Origin of the sequence: Kocuria sp. KRD140, from assembly GCF_017168375.1 — a bacterium.
GTDB classification, from domain to species: domain Bacteria; phylum Actinomycetota; class Actinomycetes; order Actinomycetales; family Micrococcaceae; genus Kocuria; species Kocuria marina.
Window position 1 is genome coordinate 213,713 of record NZ_JABFAW010000004.1, and the last position, 18,774, is coordinate 232,486.

At 65.2% G+C, this 18,774-nt stretch carries 14 protein-coding genes and 1 pseudogene; 8 read left to right on the plus strand and 7 right to left on the minus strand.

Going from position 1 to position 18,774, the window contains the following annotated elements; genetic code table 11:
* Positions 1-9 precede the first annotated feature (9 nt).
* Both J1M36_RS05145 and glyA read right to left on the minus strand, forming a co-directional pair.
* Complete coding sequence (locus J1M36_RS05145) at positions 10-1,227, minus strand: sarcosine oxidase subunit beta family protein (RefSeq protein WP_064845408.1); 1,218 nt, start codon at positions 1,225-1,227, stop codon at positions 10-12.
* Positions 1,227-2,564: a serine hydroxymethyltransferase gene (glyA, locus tag J1M36_RS05150; RefSeq protein WP_064845409.1), complete on the minus strand. Its 1,338-nt coding sequence runs from the start codon at positions 2,562-2,564 to the stop codon at positions 1,227-1,229. Before glyA ends, J1M36_RS05145 begins: the two co-directional genes overlap by 1 nt.
* A 224-nt stretch (positions 2,565-2,788) precedes the next feature.
* On the opposite strand from glyA, the gene J1M36_RS05155 reads away from it, so the two are divergent.
* Positions 2,789-3,442, plus strand: a complete 654-nt coding sequence (locus J1M36_RS05155; protein ID WP_064845410.1) for a GntR family transcriptional regulator — start codon at positions 2,789-2,791, stop codon at positions 3,440-3,442.
* 160 nt (positions 3,443-3,602) lie between these two features.
* On the opposite strand, the gene J1M36_RS13090 is transcribed toward J1M36_RS05155, so the two are convergent.
* Complete coding sequence (locus J1M36_RS13090; RefSeq protein WP_231885443.1) at positions 3,603-3,851, minus strand: hypothetical protein; 249 nt, start codon at positions 3,849-3,851, stop codon at positions 3,603-3,605.
* A gap of 746 nt (positions 3,852-4,597) precedes the next feature.
* Between J1M36_RS13090 and J1M36_RS05165 the strand changes: the two genes are divergently transcribed.
* The 5 genes from J1M36_RS05165 (at position 4,598) to J1M36_RS05185 (ending at position 10,995) form a co-directional block, all read left to right on the plus strand.
* Positions 4,598-5,905 (plus strand): MFS transporter, encoded by a 1,308-nt coding sequence (locus tag J1M36_RS05165; RefSeq protein WP_064845411.1) that lies wholly within the window; start codon positions 4,598-4,600, stop codon positions 5,903-5,905.
* A gap of 283 nt (positions 5,906-6,188) precedes the next feature.
* Positions 6,189-7,982, plus strand: a complete 1,794-nt coding sequence (locus tag J1M36_RS05170; RefSeq protein ID WP_082943147.1) for a BCCT family transporter — start codon at positions 6,189-6,191, stop codon at positions 7,980-7,982.
* Positions 7,979-8,758, plus strand: a complete 780-nt coding sequence (locus J1M36_RS05175; RefSeq protein WP_064845412.1) for a creatininase — start codon at positions 7,979-7,981, stop codon at positions 8,756-8,758. The genes J1M36_RS05170 and J1M36_RS05175 overlap by 4 nt, the downstream gene beginning before the upstream one ends.
* Positions 8,759-8,805: 47 nt before the next feature.
* On the plus strand, positions 8,806-10,059 hold the full coding sequence (locus tag J1M36_RS05180) for a M24 family metallopeptidase (protein WP_206478787.1): 1,254 nt from the start codon (positions 8,806-8,808) through the stop codon (positions 10,057-10,059).
* Positions 10,060-10,206: 147 nt separating this feature from the next.
* Complete coding sequence (locus tag J1M36_RS05185) at positions 10,207-10,995, plus strand: IclR family transcriptional regulator (protein WP_064846970.1); 789 nt, start codon at positions 10,207-10,209, stop codon at positions 10,993-10,995.
* 419 nt (positions 10,996-11,414) lie between these two features.
* Here the strand turns inward: J1M36_RS05185 and J1M36_RS05190 are convergent.
* Both J1M36_RS05190 and J1M36_RS05195 read right to left on the minus strand, forming a co-directional pair.
* Positions 11,415-11,630 (minus strand): annotated as a pseudogene (locus J1M36_RS05190) (ISL3 family transposase); the annotation flags it as partial.
* A gap of 300 nt (positions 11,631-11,930) precedes the next feature.
* On the minus strand, positions 11,931-13,490 hold the full coding sequence (locus J1M36_RS05195) for an AbgT family transporter (protein WP_064846968.1): 1,560 nt from the start codon (positions 13,488-13,490) through the stop codon (positions 11,931-11,933).
* A 344-nt stretch (positions 13,491-13,834) separates the two neighbouring features.
* Here J1M36_RS05195 and J1M36_RS05200 point away from each other — a divergent pair, with 344 nt between their 5' ends.
* On the plus strand, positions 13,835-15,208 hold the full coding sequence (locus J1M36_RS05200; protein ID WP_241246903.1) for an amino acid permease: 1,374 nt from the start codon (positions 13,835-13,837) through the stop codon (positions 15,206-15,208).
* A 6-nt stretch (positions 15,209-15,214) separates the two neighbouring features.
* Here J1M36_RS05200 and J1M36_RS05205 read toward each other — a convergent pair whose 3' ends face one another.
* Together J1M36_RS05205 and J1M36_RS05210 are read right to left on the minus strand one after the other, a co-directional pair.
* Positions 15,215-17,338, minus strand: coding sequence for an AAA family ATPase (locus tag J1M36_RS05205; protein WP_206478789.1), 2,124 nt, complete (start codon positions 17,336-17,338; stop codon positions 15,215-15,217).
* 104 nt (positions 17,339-17,442) lie between these two features.
* A complete protein-coding gene (locus tag J1M36_RS05210; RefSeq protein ID WP_206478790.1) occupies positions 17,443-17,595 on the minus strand; it encodes a hypothetical protein in 153 nt (50 codons plus the stop codon).
* A 423-nt stretch (positions 17,596-18,018) separates the two neighbouring features.
* Between J1M36_RS05210 and J1M36_RS05215 the strand changes: the two genes are divergently transcribed.
* Positions 18,019-18,726, plus strand: a complete 708-nt coding sequence (locus J1M36_RS05215) for an NUDIX domain-containing protein (RefSeq protein WP_193519169.1) — start codon at positions 18,019-18,021, stop codon at positions 18,724-18,726.
* Positions 18,727-18,774 lie beyond the last annotated feature (48 nt).

Below are 18,774 nucleotides of genomic sequence, written 5' to 3' on the forward strand. Positions count from 1 at the left end.
CGCTCCCTACTAGTGCGCCACGGCAGCAGCGCCGTGCTCGTCGATCAGCATGCCCGTCTCGAACCGTTCGAGGCTGAAGGGCTCGTTGAGCGGGTGTGGTTCGTCGTGGGCAATGGTGTGCGCGAGCGTGAAGCCCGCCCCCGGGGTTCCCTTGAAACCTCCGGTGCCCCAGCCGCAGTTGACGTAGAGCTGATCCACGGGTGTCTTGGACACAATCGGGGAAGCATCCAGCGTGACGTCCACCACGCCGCCCCACGTGCGCAGCACGTGGGCCCGGGCGAAGATGGGGAACAGCTCCACCGCGGCGGCCATCTGCTCCTCGATCACGTGGAACGAACCGCGCTGACCGTAGCCGTTGTAGGCGTCAATGCCGGCGCCCATGACCAGTTCGCCCTTGTGCGCCTGGGAGACGTACACGTGGACGTGGTTGGACATCACCACGGTGGGGTGGACCATCTCGTGCAGTTCGGAGACGAGAGCCTGCAGCGGGTGGGACTGGATGGGCAGCTCGAAGCCCGCCAGTTCGGCCAGTACCGAGGAGTTACCCGCGCCGCACAGCGCAACCTTGCCGGCATTGATCCGGCCCCGGCTGGTCTCCACGGCAATTACCCGCCCGGCTTCCTTCACGAAACCGGTGACCTCGCAGTTCTGGATGATGTCCACGCCCATCTCGTCCGCCTTACGGGCGAAGGCCCAGGCCACGTGATCGTGCTTGGCGATACCCGCGCGCGGCTGGTAGGTGGCTCCCATGATCGGGTACCGGATGTCGTCACCGATGTTGATGATGGGGCACAGTTCCTTGACCTGCTGGGGGTCGATCCACTCCGCGTCCACGCCGTTGAGCTTGTTCGCATTCACGCGCCGTGTGCTTTCACGTACGTCCTGCAGAGTGTGGGCCAGGTTCAGCACCCCGCGCTGGGAGAACAGGAAGTCGTACTCGAGTTCGTCCGGCAGCTGCTCCCACAACTTCAAGGAGTGCTCGTACATCCCCGAGGACTCGTCCCACAGGTAGTTGGAGCGGATGATGGTGGTGTTGCGGGCCATGTTGCCGCCGCCCAGCCAACCCTTCTCCAGCACGGCCACGTTGGTGATGCCGTGGTGCTTGGCCAGGTAGTAGGCGGTGGCCAGCCCATGCCCGCCACCGCCGACGATCACCACATCGTAGGAAGGTTTGGGGTCCGGGTTGCGCCACAGGAAATCCGGGTGATCCGGCAAGAGATCAGCCATCAGGACACTCCGTTCATCGCCGCTTCGGCGTAGTCATGGATGGATTCGGCGTCAGCATTGCTCGCCGAGAGTTCGGGGTAGAGCGGGAAGGCGGCGGCCAGGGCGTTCACGCGCTCGCGTAGGCCGTCGAGGGCGGCGGCGTCGTCGGCGGCCGTCAGCAAGGTCCGGGCAATGATGTCGGCGACCTCGCGGAACTCGTCGGGGCCGAATCCTCGGGTGGCCAACGCGGGGGTGCCGATCCGCAACCCCGAGGAGACCATGGGCGGGCGCGGGTCGAAAGGCACCGCGTTACGGTTGACCGTGATGTCCACTCGGTGCAGCAGGTCCTCGCCCTGCTTGCCGTCCAGCTGGGCGTTGCGCAGATCCACAAGCACCAGATGCACGTCCGTGCCGCCGTTGACCAGCCCGATCCCCTGCTCCGCCACGTCATCGTGCAGCAGTCGCTCGGCCAGGATTTTGGCGCCCTCGAGGGTGCGGCGCTGCCGGTCCTTGAACTCTTCACCGGCGGCGTACTTGAAGGCCACGGCCTTCGCCGCGATCACGTGCTCGAGCGGGCCGCCCTGCTGGCCGGGGAACACCGCGGAGTTCATCTTCTTGGCCAGCTCCTGCTTGCACAGGATCACCCCACCGCGTGGGCCGCCCAGGGTCTTGTGCGTGGTGGTGGTCACCACGTCCGCGTGGGGCACGGGATTGGGGTGCAGGCCGGCAGCCACCAGACCGGCGAAGTGGGCCATGTCCACCATGAGATAGGCGCCTACTTTGTCCGCGATTCGCCGGAACCGCTCGAAGTCCAGCTGGCGGGTGTAGGCGGACCAGCCGGCCACGATCAGCTTGGGCCGGTGCTCCAGGGCGAGGCGCTCGACCTCGGCCATGTCGATCTCCAGGTCCTCTTCCGACACGCCGTAGGCCACCACGTTGTAGAGCTTGCCGGAAAAATTCAGTTTCATGCCGTGGGTCAGGTGACCACCGTGAGCCAGGTTCAACCCCAGAATCGTGTCCCCTGGGTCCAACAGCGCGAACATCGCCGCGGCGTTGGCCTGCGCCCCCGAATGAGGCTGCACATTGGCGTGTTCGGCGCCGAACAGGTCCTTGACCCGGTCGATGGCCAGTTGCTCGATCACGTCCACGTGTTCACAGCCGCCGTAATACCGACGGCCGGGGTAGCCCTCCGCGTACTTGTTGGTCAGCACCGACCCCTGCGCCTGCATCACCGCCATGGGCGCAAAGTTCTCGGAAGCGATCATTTCCAGGGTTCCTTGCTGGCGTCGCAGCTCGGCCTCGATGGCCTCAGCCACTTCAGGGTCGCCCTGGGCGAGATGAATATTCAGATCGACCATCCTCGGCCTCCTCAGGTGTTGCTCCGTCTCCTGATACGTAATTGATATATCAGACTGTGACTCAGGTTACGATAACTGTTGAGACCCGTCAATGGATTTTTCAAATTAGTTATGACCGGCATCACCGGGGCCGGCCCCGGGCCGGCTGCCGCGGCCCGGTGATCCATCGGTCGGTCGGCGCGAACCCCGGTTAGAATCTGGTCGGAACCGAGAGGAGGGGCCGGATGAAGGACACGGGATCAAGCGGATCGTTGGCCACCCGCGCGTTCGAACTTCTCCAGGACAGGCTAATTTTCTTGGACATCGCCCCTGGCGACCCGCTGAACGAGACGCAGCTGGGGCTCGAGCTCGAGGTGGGCCGTACTCCGCTGCGTGAGGCGCTGAAGCGGCTGGAGTCCGAGCGGCTGGTGACCACTTTCCCTCGTCGCGGCACGTTCGCCACCTCCGTGGACATCACCGTGCTCTCCGAGGTCTCGGAGGTCCGGGAGGTGCTCGAACCCCTCGCCGCGCAGCTGGCCGCCCAGCGACTGGACCACCGCTCACGCGGTGAGCTCGAGGACCTCAAGGGCCAGCTCGATGCCGCCTCCCCGGGAGATTCCTCCGACCCGCAGGACGCGTTGCGCTGGGACAGCACGATTCACCGTGCCCTCTACCACGCCGCCAGCAACGCCCATCTGGAGGCCACACTGAACCGGTACGGGAACCTGGCCACCCGGATCTGGTGCCTGGCCGCCACCCGGAACCCCACCCCCGTGGAACACATTGCCATCCACTCCCAATTGCTGGACGCCGTTCTGAGTGGCCGCGGTGAGGACGCCGCGGAGATCATGCGCGAGCACGTGGGCGAGTTCGAGCAGCACATGCGCAAGGTGCTCTGACGCCTCACGGGGCCACCGGGCAGTGTTGGTGGTGGTTCGGCATAGCGGATCAGTTGATGGCTGCCGTATTTCAGACACACACGCATCCCCAGCCCGATCCAGTGGCGGTCGGATCGGGCTGGGGATGCCGAGGCGTGGGCCTCCTATAGTGCGGTGCGGCTCAGGCCGGATCCGCGGGGGCCGCCACCTCATGCTGGGGATCCGCAAGGGTCTTCGGGGCCGTGTCCTCGAATTGCGGGAGGCCGTTCAGGTAATCCACCACCGAATCCGTGGACTCCACGTCACCGAACTTGTTGTCGATGTCGTAGAGGTCCCACTGCACGACGCCGGGGACACGATCGCCGATGGTCTCCCTGGGGATGATCGGGCGGAATCCCTTCCCGATCGCATCCTCGACGGTGTGACACACACCCGGCCGCAGTCGCACCGGTCACAATCAGAGTGTCGATGCGGTTGGAGGTCAGGAAGAGCTCAAGGCTCGTTCCCGGGAACGCAGAAGCGCAGTTCTTCTCAAACCGACAACCACCTGGCCCCCGCGACCTATCTCACAATGACCGCCACGGGGGGCGCTTATCGCGACATGGTTGCTGCCCGAAACCCGGCACCAGGTCATGGACGACACCCAGCCCCACCAAATCGCCCCGTCCGCCACCGATATCGCCGCGGCTCCATTCGGCGAGAAAGCGGATGCCCGCCCCGCAGGGACCGGCCCCGCAGGGACCGAATTCCCCCCTTGGCGCCCCGCCCCTCGCGAGGTCCGCGGCTGTGGGGTCTTCGCCGAGAAGCAATACCCTTCTGCTTCCCGGCCAACCTCCCGGGGCGACAGGCTGGCCGCAGTCGTTGAGTCAAAACATCCTTAAAGTTGCATCGATTGCAACAAAGTTGTGCCGTTGCGACGTTCTGGTGCGGTTTGACCCCCTCCCGCCGGGTTTGTACGAATCGGGGCCCAGCGCCCTGGAAGAGGTCTCCCGGGGGGTGTTCCGGAGCGAACGACCGCAAAATTTTGCCCTCCAAGCCTTGACTCGACATGTGATGTAGCCTATTTTTAGGCAACTAGCTTGCGCTCACTGCAACGTAGTTGTCTGCTTAGTGAGTTTTCCACTGCCACTGATCACACTCCTGCCTCTACATGACAGGCCGCCCGAAAGGAATCCTGTGGCACAACACACATCCAGCATCACCTCAAAAGCGGTCACCTCCAGCGAGCGACACCGAGTCATTGCTGCGAGCTTCGTCGGCAACTTCGTGGAGTGGTTCGATTACGCGGTGTACGGCTATTTGGCCGCAACCATCGCACGAGTGTTCTTCCCGGAATCGGACCCGCAAACAGCCCTGCTCGCAACTTTCGGCCTCTTCGCCATCTCGTTCTTCATCCGACCGATAGGCGGGTTCGTCTGGGGGCACATCGGGGACAAAATCGGGCGAACGGTGGCTCTGTCGTTCTCCATCCTGGTGATGTCCGCCGCCACGTTCGCTATCGCCCTGATTCCCGACTACAAAACTATTGGCATTGCGGCACCCATCCTGTTGCTGCTCGTGCGTGTGGTCCAAGGGTTTTCAGCCGCGGGCGAGTACGCGGGCGCCTCGGCCTTCCTGGTGGAGTACGCCCCGGACCACAAGCGAGGGGTTTACGCAGCGGTGGTACCGGCGAGTACGGCAAGTGGCCTGCTCTTCGGCTCGTTGTTCGTCGCCGGTCTCACGGCCATTCTCTCCGACGATCAGATGCTGTCCTGGGGCTGGAGGGTCCCCTTCCTTCTGGCGGGACCGATGGGTCTCATCGGCCGATACATCCGCAACCGGCTCGAGGACGCACCCGTGTTCCGCGAACTCGCGAAACAGGAACAGACAAAATCAACCCCGGTCCTGGACATGTTCAAGTACCACTGGTGGACGTTGCTGCGCACCATCGGCGCGGTACTACTGAACGCGGTGGGCTTCTACATACTGCTCAGCTACATGCCGACGTACCTCCACGAGGAAGTGGGGCTCGGCCAGACGGAGTCCTTCATTGCCACGTCCATCGCCCTGGTCACATATGTGGGATTCATTTTCCTGACAGGGATGGCCTCAGACCGATTTGGGCGAAAGAAAGTGCTGATGGCGGCGTCTATCAGCTTCATGGTGCTCACGGTCCCCATCTTCATGCTCTTGGACACCGGCTCGTTTGTCCTGATCCTCATACTTCAGGTGGTCCTCGGAGCCATGCTGACCCTCAACGACGGGACACTACCCAGCTTCCTGGCCGAATCATTCCCCACCCGAATGCGTTATAGCGGTTTTGCCGTCAGTTTCAATGTCTCCAATGCGTTGTTCGGCGGCACCGCGCCTTTCATGGCTACCCTTTTAATTTCAGCTCTCGGTACACCATTGGCACCCGCGTGGTACTTGGTGGTTGCAGCTCTTGGATCTTTGATCGCCGTAGCCGTCTCCAAAGAGACTGCAGGCCGCCCACTCACCCATTGATCGCGTTTGCCCCTACACCCTCCGTTGCGCTTGGGTCGCAGAACTGACCAGTGTTGCAACAGGGTTGCGTACAGGTTCCGCTTACATCAACGTTTCGTGGGGAGATTACGTGCGCATGAAGAAAAGAACCCAAATCTGCTGGCACCCTTGACCAAGGCACTGTGGTGTGGTTCACTTTTTTTGCAACACCGTATTGCTGAATGCAACTTCGGTGGACAGCCAGCCATCCTGCATTTTTAGCGAACGGTCGTCGGCGAGATCGCCGTCGATGGAAGGAGGCCCCATGACCCGCACTAAAGACCAGCAGGTCACTGACCGCACGGGCGAAGCAGTGCCCGAGGCAGATCAGCAGCTGAAGGTTTCGCTTCCACGGTTCCGAGGACGGGTAATCCCACAGGTCGATCGAACGATCATCACGGTCCTGCCCCCGCTGTTGATCATCGCGGTCATCGTGGCCGTCAGCGTCAATCCCGACGGGTCGGCTCGCGTCATCAACGATCTTCGGACGTGGGTGACCTCCGGATTCACCTGGTGGTTCGTGCTCTATTCCTTGACGGCCATCGCAGTGTGCGCGTGGTTGGCGTTCAGCAAGATCGGCCGGGTTCGGCTGGGCGGCCCGAAGGCTCGGCCCGAGCACAGCAAGTTCGCCTGGTACTCGATGCTGTTCGCCTGCGGGCAGGGCGTGGGACTGATCTTCTGGTCCGTTGCCGAGCCCATGCTGCTGGGCGACGAGGCTCCCGTGGTCCCGGGCTCCGACAGCCCGGGGGAACCCGGGATGGTCTGGGCCTATTTCCACTGGGGATTGACCGCGTGGGCGATGTACTGCGTGGTTGCCATCTGCCTTGCCTACTCCCACCATAATCTGGGGAAGACCCTGACCTTCCGTGAGGCCACCGTTGACATTCTCCCCGCACCCCTGCAGCGTTCCGCAGGCGTGATTGTCGAACTATTGGCCATCATCGCCACCGTGCTGGGTCTCGCGACTTCTTTCGGTTTTGCCGTGATGCAGTTCACCAGCGGCCTGTCCACCTTCACCGGCGTGGAGCCGAGCATCACCGTATGGGTCATCGTCATCGTCGCACTGGCCGCGTTCGCCGCTTTCTCGGCATTCGTCGGGGTCAACAAGGGCATGAAGCGCATCAGCGAGGCCAACTCGGTGCTCAGTATCGTGCTGGTGGTGGGGGTCTTCCTCTTCGGCCCCATCGTTTTCGTTCTTTCGAACCTAACGCAGACCTTCGGTACCTTCATCTACAACTTCATCCCGATGAGCTTCTGGTCCGACTCCGGCACATCCGGCGCCCCTCTTGAGAGCTGGTCCGATAGCTGGAGTGGACCGTGGACAGTCTTCATCTGGTGCTGGGTGATCGCCTTCTCCCCCTTCGTCGGGGGATTCATCGCCAGGATTTCCCGTGGTCGCACCATCCGGGAATTCATCCTGGGCGTGACCATTATCCCGTCGTTGATCGTCATGATCTGGATCGGCATCATCGGATCTGCCGCGGTGTACTACAACCAACAAAGCAGCGGTGAAATTGCAGAGAAGGTCGCCGCAGACACCTCCTCCGGTCTGTTCGCAGCGCTCGAAATGGTTCCGATCGTGGGAGGGATCCTCCTGGTGGTGGCCACCATCCTCGTGGCGACCTACTACGTCACCAGCCTTGACTCAGGGACCTACGCGCTTGCCGAGTTCGTCTCCGCACCCCGGAAGGCCGGTCCGTGGTTCCGTGTGGTCCTGGTTGTGAGCATTGCCGCCGTGGCGACCGTGCTCCTGTCCATCGGTGGCACCTCGGTGGTCGACACGGTCCAGACCGGCACTATTATCGGGGCCTTCCCCTTCTCCTTCATCATCTTCCTGATGATCGCCAACCTGATCCGCAGGCTGGTCACACGGACCAAGGACAGCAGGAGACTCGAGAAGGAGATCAACGACCCGAATCCTCGTCCTGAAGACGACTACGTGGACGAGCACGGTCTCCCAACCGGAGAGATGCCCATCCTCACCGACACCTCCGTCGCGGATTCCCGCCGGCCTTCCACCGCGCCGGATGAAGATTCCATGAAAGGGGGACACGCGTGAAAACTTCCCTGCTCGCACATGCCACGGCACCTGAATTCTCCAACTGGCTCGACAACGACCGCGCCACAGTCCTGGTCCCCGTGGGAGCGCTCGAACAACACGGGCCCCACCTCCCCCTGGGAACCGACAGCCTGCTCGCGACCGCCGTGAGCCTGGGGGCGGCCGAGCGCACCGGCGCCAAGGTGGCCCAGACTCTCAACTACGGATACAAATCCCAGCAGAAGTCCGGCGGGGGAAACCACTTGCGGGGCACCCTGAGCCTCGATGCCGACAACTTGATCGGCATCGCCCGGGACATCACCCGCTCGTTCCTGCAGCAAGGTGTCCGCAACGTGGTGTTCGTCAACGGCCACTACGAGAACTACCAATTTCTCTACGAGGGCGTGGACCTGGCGCTGCGTGAACTCGGCCTGTCCGACCCCGCCGGCCCGTCGGTCCTTCTGTTGTCCTACTGGGACTACGTTTCCGAGAGCACCCTCGCAACCGTGTACCCCCAGGGCTTCCCGGGCTGGGACATCGAACACGGCGGAGTCCTCGAAACCTCCCTCATGCTCCATCTGCACCCCGAGCTGGTGCACATGGACAAGGCCGTGGAACACAACCCCGCGCTGCTCCCCCGGTTCGACCGGCTTCCGGTCGTTCCGGAACGGACCCCGCACACGGGCGCACTGTCCGCACCGAGTGGTTCCACGGCGCAGAAAGGGCGGCTGCTGTTCGAGCGGACCGTTACGGACTTGGCAACCGATCTTTCCACCGAACTCGGGCTCGAGCGCTGAACGTACGCCCTCGAGTCTGGACATCCACACCACACAAAGGAGAAATAATGTCCACCAATACCCCAACCACCACCAGCGTCTCCGAACTCGAGCGCCTCAAGGTCCTGCACAACGGCGAGAAAACGCCCCTGACGTTCTCGGATGCGGAGTTCGAGCGTCGACTGGGCGGGCTGCGTCAGATCATGGCGGAGAAGGACCTGGACGCCGTGGTGCTCACTAGCTACCAGGGCATCAAGTACTACTCCGATTTCTTGTTCACCTACTTCGGCCGCTCATACGCCCTCGTGGTCACCCCCGAGGACTCCGTCTCGGTGACGGCCAACATCGACGCCGGCATGCCGTGGCGGCGCAGCTACGGCGAGAACATCGTCTACACCGACTGGCGCCGTGACAACTACTACTACGGCGTCCAGCAGGCCTTGCAGGAGCGCGGGATCACCGCCAGGCGCCTCGGTGTGGAGGACGACACGATGCCCGAGCTGATCCGCCGTCGTTTCCGGGAAACCTTCCCGGACGCCGAGCTGGTGGACGTCTCCCAGGACTCCATGCGCCAGCGGACGATCAAGTCCGCAGAAGAGATCGAAGTCATCAAGCACGGCGCCCGCATCGGCGACCTGGGTGGCGAGGCGATCCGCAAGGCCATCCGCGAGGGCGTCATGGAGTACGAAGTCGCTCTGGCTGGCGTCGAGGCCATGACCCACGAGATCGCCCGCACGTTCCCGGATTCCGAGATTCGCGACACGTGGGTGTGGTTCCAGTCAGGAATCAACACGGACGGCGCCCACAACTGGGCCACCACCCGTAAGCTGCGCCGCGGGGACATCCTCTCCCTGAACTGCTTCCCCATGACCAGCGGTTACTACACGGCCTTGGAACGCACCATGTTCCTGGGTGAGCCGGACGCGGAATCCCTGCGACTGTGGAACATCAATGTGGAGGTCCACGAGGCCGGGTTGGAGCTCATCAAGCCCGGCGCCGTCTGCAAGGACATCGCCGCGGAACTGAACAAGATCTACGTCTCCCACAACCTGCTGCCCAACCGCACCTTCGGCTACGGGCACTCCTTCGGTGTGCTGTCCCACTACTACGGCCGCGAGGCGGGCCTGGAGCTGCGTGAAGACATCGACACCGTTCTGGAACCGGGAATGGTCGTGTCCATGGAACCCATGATCACCGTTCCCGAGGGCCAGCCCGGAGCGGGCGGGTACCGTGAGCACGACATCCTGGTGGTCGGCGAGGATGGTGCCGAGAACATCACCAAGTTCCCGTACGGCCCGGAGAAGAACATCGTGGACGCCTAATCCGCGATATCGGGCCTCGGCGCCGCAACCCGATGCGGCGCCGAACGGGTGGGGGCGTGGGACGGCATCACCGTCCCACGGCCCCCACCCGTGTCACCACCGAGCACCCCGGCCCGGTGGACAACCCCTCGGAAGGACGAAACACCGATGAGCGCAACATCCCAGCAACCGGGGCGACCGCAGGGCAATTCGGTGATCGACCACGCCCTGGCCGTCCTGCGCTGCTTCTCGGCGGAGGAACCCCTGCTGGGGGTCACCGAGATCGCGAGCCGGGTGGGCCTGCACAAGTCCTCGGTGTCCCGGATCCTCGCCACCCTGGAGAACTCGGACGTGGTCGAGCGAGATCCTGTGTCCCGCCAGTTCCGCCTGGGGATGGGGCTGATTACGGTGTCCGGTCCGTTGCTGGCCACTATGGACGTTCGGCGCGTAGCCTACCCGCACATGCAGGAGCTCACAGCGCAGACCGGGGAGACCACTGCCCTGCTGCTGTGGAACGGCTTCGAGGCGGTGTGCGTGGAACAATTGCCGAGCCCGCATTCGATCAAGCACACCTCCCCTCTGGGCACCCGGTACAACACCGCATACAGCTCATCCGTCCAGCTGTTCCTCTCCGACCACCCCGAACCGCGTATCCGGTCTCTGGTCACGTCGGGCGCCATAGAGCTACCCGTCCAGGACGAACCCCATGTGGCGAACTACCTGCGGAAACTGGCGGAGGTCCGCCTCTCGGGCGTGGCCCTCAACTACGGCAAGACCTCCGTGGACGAGGTGGGCATTTGCGCCGGGATCCGGGACCACCGGGGCGATCTGGTGGCCGGTCTCATGGTCGCTGCGCCACGCTTCCGCGTAGGTGAGGAACAGGCGCGGCACATCTGCCATGCGGCCAGTCTTGTGGCCACGGAGATTTCCCGCCGCATGGGCCATACCGGCGCCTGACCGGCGGATCGATTATTTACCCGCGTCCCGCAGCTCAAGTCAATCCCAGGTGACTGAACCCTTGCGGAAAATTACCCGCCATCCTGTGGGCGGCTACGTCGTACTCTTCGACCAGAAGGCCCAATTCCGATAAGGACCCCACCGGAGTGCGCGCGGGTTCCTAAGCTCTCTCCAAGCGACCCGAACGCGCGTACCGCTCCGTGAACCAGAAGGCACGAACCATGAACGGGTATTCGTGCCTTTTCAGGCCGCCCATGGAACCGTCGGAGCCAAAAATGGGTAATGCTAAATGTTGTGGGGCATGAACGGGCTCTCTTGCTGCGGACGGACGGTGTAGGAACTAACATCGTGTGGCGAGGAGCCCGCTCCTCATCTCAGTGGCACATCCACGGCGAATACCTCATGCCCCACAACAACTAGACCGCGTCGTTCGCGGCGTTCCACGACACTCCCAGACCCTCGGCGACCCTGGCGAACGTCAGGTGCTCACACACGTCGACTACCAGAGGCCACCGCAGCCCCCAGCGCGAGAGCATGGCCCACGGCTGCGCTGCAACGCCGCAGTCCTGACGCCATTCGTGCCCGCCCCCGGTGCACCGGTACCGGCGCAGCAGCACCTCCAACATAGTCAGACGGGACTACTGCTTGAATAGCTCCCTGACCTATCCATGCAGCAGTTCCCCGGATAGGGGTATAGAACTGCGAAGAATACGCAAACTAGGACACCCCTCAGCATGGTATCGCTCCTTTCGGTCAGTGCATCGATATACGGCCCTCCATTGAATGGCGTGCACGGTTGAAGAACTTTTTCTCAAAGGAGGGGGTGTCAGCACGAAAGGCCACCTCTGCCCCGGGAGGTGCCCAGCTGTCTCTCCAGCAGTCCGTCCGCCCAGAGACCGCCCAGCAACTCAGACGGTCCCGCGGGCACCGTGGCCTCAGAGGTCCTGCGGGCCCAGCGGCAGACCCAGCAGGTACCACACGATGAACAGCAGGAACCAGCCGATGAGCATGGCGATCGAGACCGGCAGCACCAGGGAGATGAGCGTGCCCACGCCCGCTTCCTTCTGGTAGCGGCGCAGGTACCCGAGGACCAGGGCGAAGTACGGGCTCACGGGGCTGATCACATTGGTGGGGGAATCCCCGATCCGGAACAACGCCTGGGTCATCTCCGGTGAGACGTCGAGCAGCATGAGCATGGGCACCATCACCGGGGCCAGCAGGGTCCACTGCGCCGAGCCCGAGGTGATGAGCAGGTTCATCACGGCCACGATCGCCACGATCCCGGTGAACGTGAGGATGGGGTGCAGTCCCAGCGAGCCGATGAAGTCCGCGCCGTAGATCGCCAGGACGGGACCGATCCCGGACCACTGGAAGTACGCGGTGAACTGGGCCGCGGCGAAGAACAGCACCAGCACGGGGGTCACGGTGGTCAGTCCCGTGGCCATGGCCTCGGGGATCTGTCGCGCCTCGGTCATGGTCCCGGCGGCCCGTCCGTAGATCCAGCCGACGACGGCGAACATCACCGCGATCACGATGCCCACGTTGAGCAGCAGCGGGGACATCAGCACGGAACCGTCCTCCGCGCGCAGAGGTGAGCCGGGGATCAGCAGGACCGCGAGATAGATCACGATCATGATCGCGAACGCGATGCCGGCGTTGCGCAGACCCCGCTTCTCGCGGGGCTTCAGGCGCATGTCCTCAAAGTCCCCCATGTTCTGCTGCTTGGTATCCGTGTCCTCCTCGAGCGCCGCACCGCGTTTGGCGAGCACGGTCTCCGTGACCAGGGTGATGATCGCCGCGAGCACGAGCGACGACACGAAGGTGAAGAAGTAATTGGAGACCGGGGTGACGATCACGCTGTCGTCGATCAGCCCCGCGGCGGCGGTGGTGATGCCACCCAGGAGGGCGTCCGACGCCGTCGGCAACAGGGACGCGTTGAAGCCCGCCGCGACCGAGCAGAACGCCACCACGAGCCCCACGACCGGGGACCGGCCGGCGGCCTTGAACGCGAGCGCACCCAGGGGGATCAGCACCACGTACATCGCGTCCGAGGCGATGGACCCCGTGATGCCCGTGAGTGCCAGGACGAAGGTCAGCCACTTGGGACCCACGCGGGACACCGAGCCGCGCAGCGCCGCGGAGAGCATTCCGGACTGTTCGGCCACGGCCACGCCCAACAGGATCACGACCACGAGCCCCAGGGGCGGGAACTCCACGAAGTTCGTGACCGCTTCCGCGACCATCTTGCGCAGCCCGTCCGGGGCCAACAGATTGGTGACCGCCACCGTCTCGCCCGTGGCGGGGTTGACCGCGCTGAGTCCCACGGCGGAGAGGATCCAGCTGAGCAGGATCACGACCCCCGCGAGCAGGAGGAACAGCCAGAACGGGTCGGGAAGCTTGTTGCCCACCCACTCGATCCAGTTCAGGACCCGGAGCAGGCCACCGGTCCCCTTCTGTGTGCCGTGCGAGCGGGCACGGGGCGTGGACGAGGACATCTCTGGTTCCGTTCTGCCGGCGGAGTCTGCTGCGCCCAACGTACGCAACCGCGGGGCCATGACACGTGATTACGGCGCAGCGGTGGTGATGTGGCGCACCTTTGTCACCGATACACCGGCGTCCTGTTCCGCCGGCGCACCTGCATCCTGGCATGCACCCCGTTCATTCTCGCCCCACGAGCCGGGGCGGGTACGCGCCCGGTGTAATCTCCTAGAGGCCCGGATCCGGCCGCCCCTGGTGTGCGGCGCCCCGGCCGCCACCTGGAAACCCTGGAGAAGGACCGCCCGTGAGCGAATTCCCCGCCGCCCTCAAACGCGGACTGACCGTGCGCCACGTCCGCTTCATGGCCCTCGGCTCGGCGATCGGGACGGGGCTGTTCTACGGCTCGGCCTCGGCCATCCAGACCGCGGGCCCCGCGGTGCTGTTCGCGTACATCGTGGGCGGGGCCGTGGTGTTCCTGGTGATGCGTGCGCTCGGTGAGATGGCCGTGCTCCACCCCGTCTCGGGATCCTTCGGTCAGTACGCCGGCCGCTACCTGGGTCCCCTGGCCGGTTTCATCACAGGGTGGACGTTCGTGTTCGAGATGGCGATCGTGGCCCTCGCGGACGTCACGGCGTTCGGCATCTACATGCAGTTCTGGTTCCCGGACACACCCCAGTGGATCTGGGTGCTGGCCATCGTGCTGCTGATCACCGGGCTGAACCTTCTCAACGTCAAGGTCTTCGGTGAGCTGGAGTTCTGGCTCTCGGTCGTGAAGGTCACGGCCATCATCCTCATGATCGTGGGCGGTTTCGCGATCCTGCTCTTCGGCTTCGCCGTCCCCTCCGACACCCCGCCCGGGCTGCACAACCTGGTGGATCACGGCGGTCTCTTCCCCAACGGGTTCACCAGTCTGCTGCTGTCCTTCTCCGTGGTGATGTTCGCGTTCGGCGGGATCGAGACCATCGGCATCACCGCCGGTGAGGCCCGGATCCCCGCCAAGACCATCCCCGCCGCGATCAACACGGTGCCCGTGCGGATCCTGCTGTTCTACGTGCTGACCCTGTTCGTGCTCATGAGCCTCTTCCCGTGGAACGAGGTCACCGGCGAGGTCAGCCCCTTCGTGCAGATCTTCGACTCCCTGGGCATCCCGTTCGCACCCCACATCCTCAACGCGGTGATCATCACCGCGGCGATCTCCGCGATCAACTCGGACATCTTCGGTTCCGGGCGCATGGTCTACGGGCTCGCGCAGCAGGGTCACGCGCCGCGCGCGTTCACCCACGTGGGCCGCAGCGGCGTGCCCACCCTCACCGTGGCGCTCATGGCCGTGGTGCTGTTGATCGGTGTGGTGCTCAACGCGGTGATCCCGGAGAACGTGTTCCTGATCATCGCGTCCCTGGCCACGTTCGCGACCGTGTGGGTGTGGATCATGATCCTGGTCTCCCACCTGGGCATGTCCCGTGAGCGCGCCCGCGCCGGCGCCCCGCGCAGTTCCTACCCCCTGCCCGGCGGTCGCGTGAGCACGTACGCGGCCCTCGCGTTCATGGCGTTCGTGATCGTGCTGCTCGCCTTCACCCCGGACACCCGCATCGCCCTGAGCGCCGGGCTCGCGTGGCTCGTCATCATGACGGCGGTGTTCTTCGCGTTCGTGCGCGGCAAGGGCCGCGAGCGCACGGTCCTGCCCGACGACGCCGCTGCGGTCACCACGGATCCCGTGGCCACCGGTGCCAGATAACCCGGTTCAGCCGGCCGGGTCGATCAGTGGGCGGATCACCACGCCCGCTTCCGCGGCCGACTCCGGCCCGGCGGAGGCGGGCTCACCCCGCCACCACGCCGTGAACTCCCGGGCGGTGAACACCGGCTTACCCCACTTCGCGGCGTTCTTGGCCTTGTTCGACTGCGAGCCGTCCTCCGCGGTGACCAGGACGTCGCAGCGGGTCTTGGTCACGTTGGCCACCGGCTGCAGCCCACGCTCCACGGCCATGTCCTCGAGGTCCTCCCGGTAGACCTCCCGCCCGTCGGGGCCGATCACCGTTCCGGTGAAACAGATCCGCGCACCCGGCACCAGGACGGCCTCGATCCCCTGAGCCGCATCGGCCGACCCGTCCAGGATGTACTCACCCGTGTGCTCCTCCACGGCGCGCACCACCGCGAGGCTCTGCGCGGAGAGCCGCCCGCGCTCCCCGGCCTCCCGCAACTTCTCGGCGAGTACCGCACCCGGGTGCCCCGCGGTATCCGCACTGCACCGCACGGCGAACCCGGTGACACCGTCCGGCCGGGGCATGAGATAGCCCGACCGGTCCTGAGCTTCGGGGAACGGATCGGCCAGTCCCTCCGCGACGCCCGACGAAGCCGCGATCTCACGCACCGCGCGGGCCCGTTCGAGCGCCGTCGCCGCCCCGAGACCGCGGCGCTGCTGGGCGGAGACCCGCCCCGCGGCGACGTCGTACCCCAGGGGCATGTGCGTGACGTACCCCGTGAGTTTGAGCTCGTAATCGAGGTACCCGAGCTGGCGGTCGATGTCCGCGCCCACGGGGACGCGACCCGCGAGGTGCGGGGCGAGCGCGGCCCACGCGTCCGTGAGCAGGGGCGCGAGCTGGACCTGGCCCGCGGTGATCCCGTATGCGCTGCGCGCGTCCCCCATGTCCCGCGTGGGGTTGACCAGGGTGCTCAGCTCCAGGCCGTCGGCGAACGTGCCCCCGGTCAGGTCCACCACCACATTGTCGAGCGTCTGCCCCTGGCTCTTGTGGATGGTCACCGCCCACGCGAGGCGGAACGGCAGCTGCGTGTACGTCCCGATCACGTCGTGGCGCAGCGTTCCGTGTTCGACGGCGGGCCGCGTCACCTCCCACAGGTTGGGTTCGACCTTGGCCAGGTGACCGTCGGGGAGCTCGATGTACACGATGAGCTCGCCGTCCTCCCAGAAGTGGTCGGCCACCTTGGCGATCGTGCCGTTGACCCACCGGTCGGAGGGATCGTTGGTGAGCATCATGACCTGCGCGCCGCGTTTGAACACGAGCTCCCGGTCCACGGGGATCTCGAACCCGTCCAGCTGCCCCGTGAGGATCGCGGAGTGGTGCACGGCCGGCTCGGGGATCTGCTCGAGCATCCCGCGGTTGCGGGACGTGGCCATCCGGCTGGTCGTGGTCAGGGTCAGCCAGAACTCGTCGATGGGCGGGGTGAAGTCCGGGTTGGTGCGGGCGTTGAGCTCCCGGCGGGCCTCCTCGAGCAGCGCACCCTCCCGCACGGCATTGAGGATGTCCACGAGACGGTCGTCCCCGAGCTGACGGAACACTGTGGTCAGTTCCACCGTGGCGAAGTCGTCCCGGTGGTAGGTGTCCGCGGAGAAGAAGTACGGGGTGGAGTAGCGGGTCGCGAAGTACTCGCGTTCGTGATCGGTGACCACGGGCGGCAACTGGTAGAGGTCCCCCACCAACACCAGCTGCACACCGCCATACTTGCGCCCGGGTTTGGGGCCGAAACGTTCCAGGGCGGCCACGAGGCAGTCGAAAAGATCCGCCCGGACCATGGACGCCTCGTCCACGATCAGCGTGTGCAACTCGCGCAGGGTGGCCGCGAACCGGCCGGGGTAGTACCGTCCGCGCCGCACCTCCTCCGGGGACATCCCCGGGGCCAACGAGAGCAACCGGTGGATCGTGTACCCGCCCACGTTCAACGCCGCGATACCCGTGGGTGCCACGACCACCACGTTGCGCCGGGTGTGGGCCATGAACTCCCGGATCAGGGTGGACTTACCGGTCCCGGCCTTGCCCGTGAGGAACACGCTCTCCCCGTGGTGCAGCCGCTGCAGGGCCTCCCGGAACTCGCCGGTGAGAACCAGCTCGGAGGGATTGGTCGCGTTCACCCGGGCATATCCTTTCCATGCGGCGGTGCACGTGTGACCCTACCGCGCCCACCGCGGGGTCCGGCCTCCCCGCCCTGAATGAGGCTGACCAGCGGCACCCACCATCAGCAACACCCACCACCGGCCACATCCACCGCCCGCGAGTCCGAGGACAGTCCACCCTTGAGCACCCAGCACACATCCCATTCCCACGACCCCGGGACGGACGTGCTCGCCGAGGACTTCGCGGCACGGATCACCGCCGCCGTGGTGGCCAACGGCGGAACGGTTGCCGAAGCAGTCCGCTGCGGTCGCGAGATCCTCTCCAGGGCCGGCGTCGAACACTCGGACCTGGACGCCAGCTACGCCGCGGTGGGGCCACCTCCAACGCGACGGACTCGACGGCCGTGGGGGACGACGGCAACCGCGACGGCACACGGTAGCAGGCATCCCGAGCGTTCGACCCCTCGCACCGACGGCGTCGGCGACGGCGCGCGGCAAGCCGGGCCCGCCGACACGCTCCCGCACCCCGATGGCCTCCTGGCATCCCCGGGGAACGGGACCCCCGCTCGGTGGACCGCCCTGCTCCCTGCTGCGTGAAGCATCCCGTCGCACATATGGTCATAACGACTTTAACAAGTTAGAGTCATCTTGACACTAACGATCCGGCCCCGCGGGGCGTCGAAGACCGGGGAGCCGCCATGACCGATCAGCGCGTGCTGCTGGCCGTGTCCACGGTGATCTTCACGGTCCGCCCCACGGGCGAGAACAGTGCCCACGAGCTGTGGTTACCCCTGGTCCGCCGGATTCGCGATCCCTACCGCGGCATGTGGGCTTTGCCGGGCGGTCCATTGCGATCCACTGAAGATCTCGAGGACTCCGCCCTGCGCAGCCTCACCCTGACCACCGGGTTGGCCCCCACCCACCTGGAACAACTGGCCACGTTCGGCGGGCTGACCCGCTCCGCCGGGGCCGAAGAACGCCAGGTCACCGTGGTCTACTGGGCCTCCCTCCCGCCGCACGAGGCCGCGATGGGCGAGAACGACCTCAACGTCACGTGGCTGCGCGTCACCGACCTGCCGGACCTCGCGTTCGACCACTCACTCATCGTGGCCCACGCCCTGGAACACCTGCGCGGTCGCATCGCCGAGCCAACCGTGGCCCGGGCGTTCCTGCCGGAGACGTTCACGATCGCGGCCCTGCGCGAGGTGCACGAAGCCATCATCAGCAAAGCCCTGGATCCCCCCAATTTCCGGCGCCACGTCCTGTCCTCCGGCCAGCTCCGAGACACCGGCGAGCGCCTCGCCGGCGCCCGGCACCGCCCTCCCACGCTGTACCGCTTCGCGGCGGCCGAACCGCCCGGACTCTTCCGCCCATCCCCGTCAGACCGTACCGAGGAGACCCCATGACCTCCGTGGCCACCCGACTCACGCTGCTACCCACCCGCCCATCCGGCA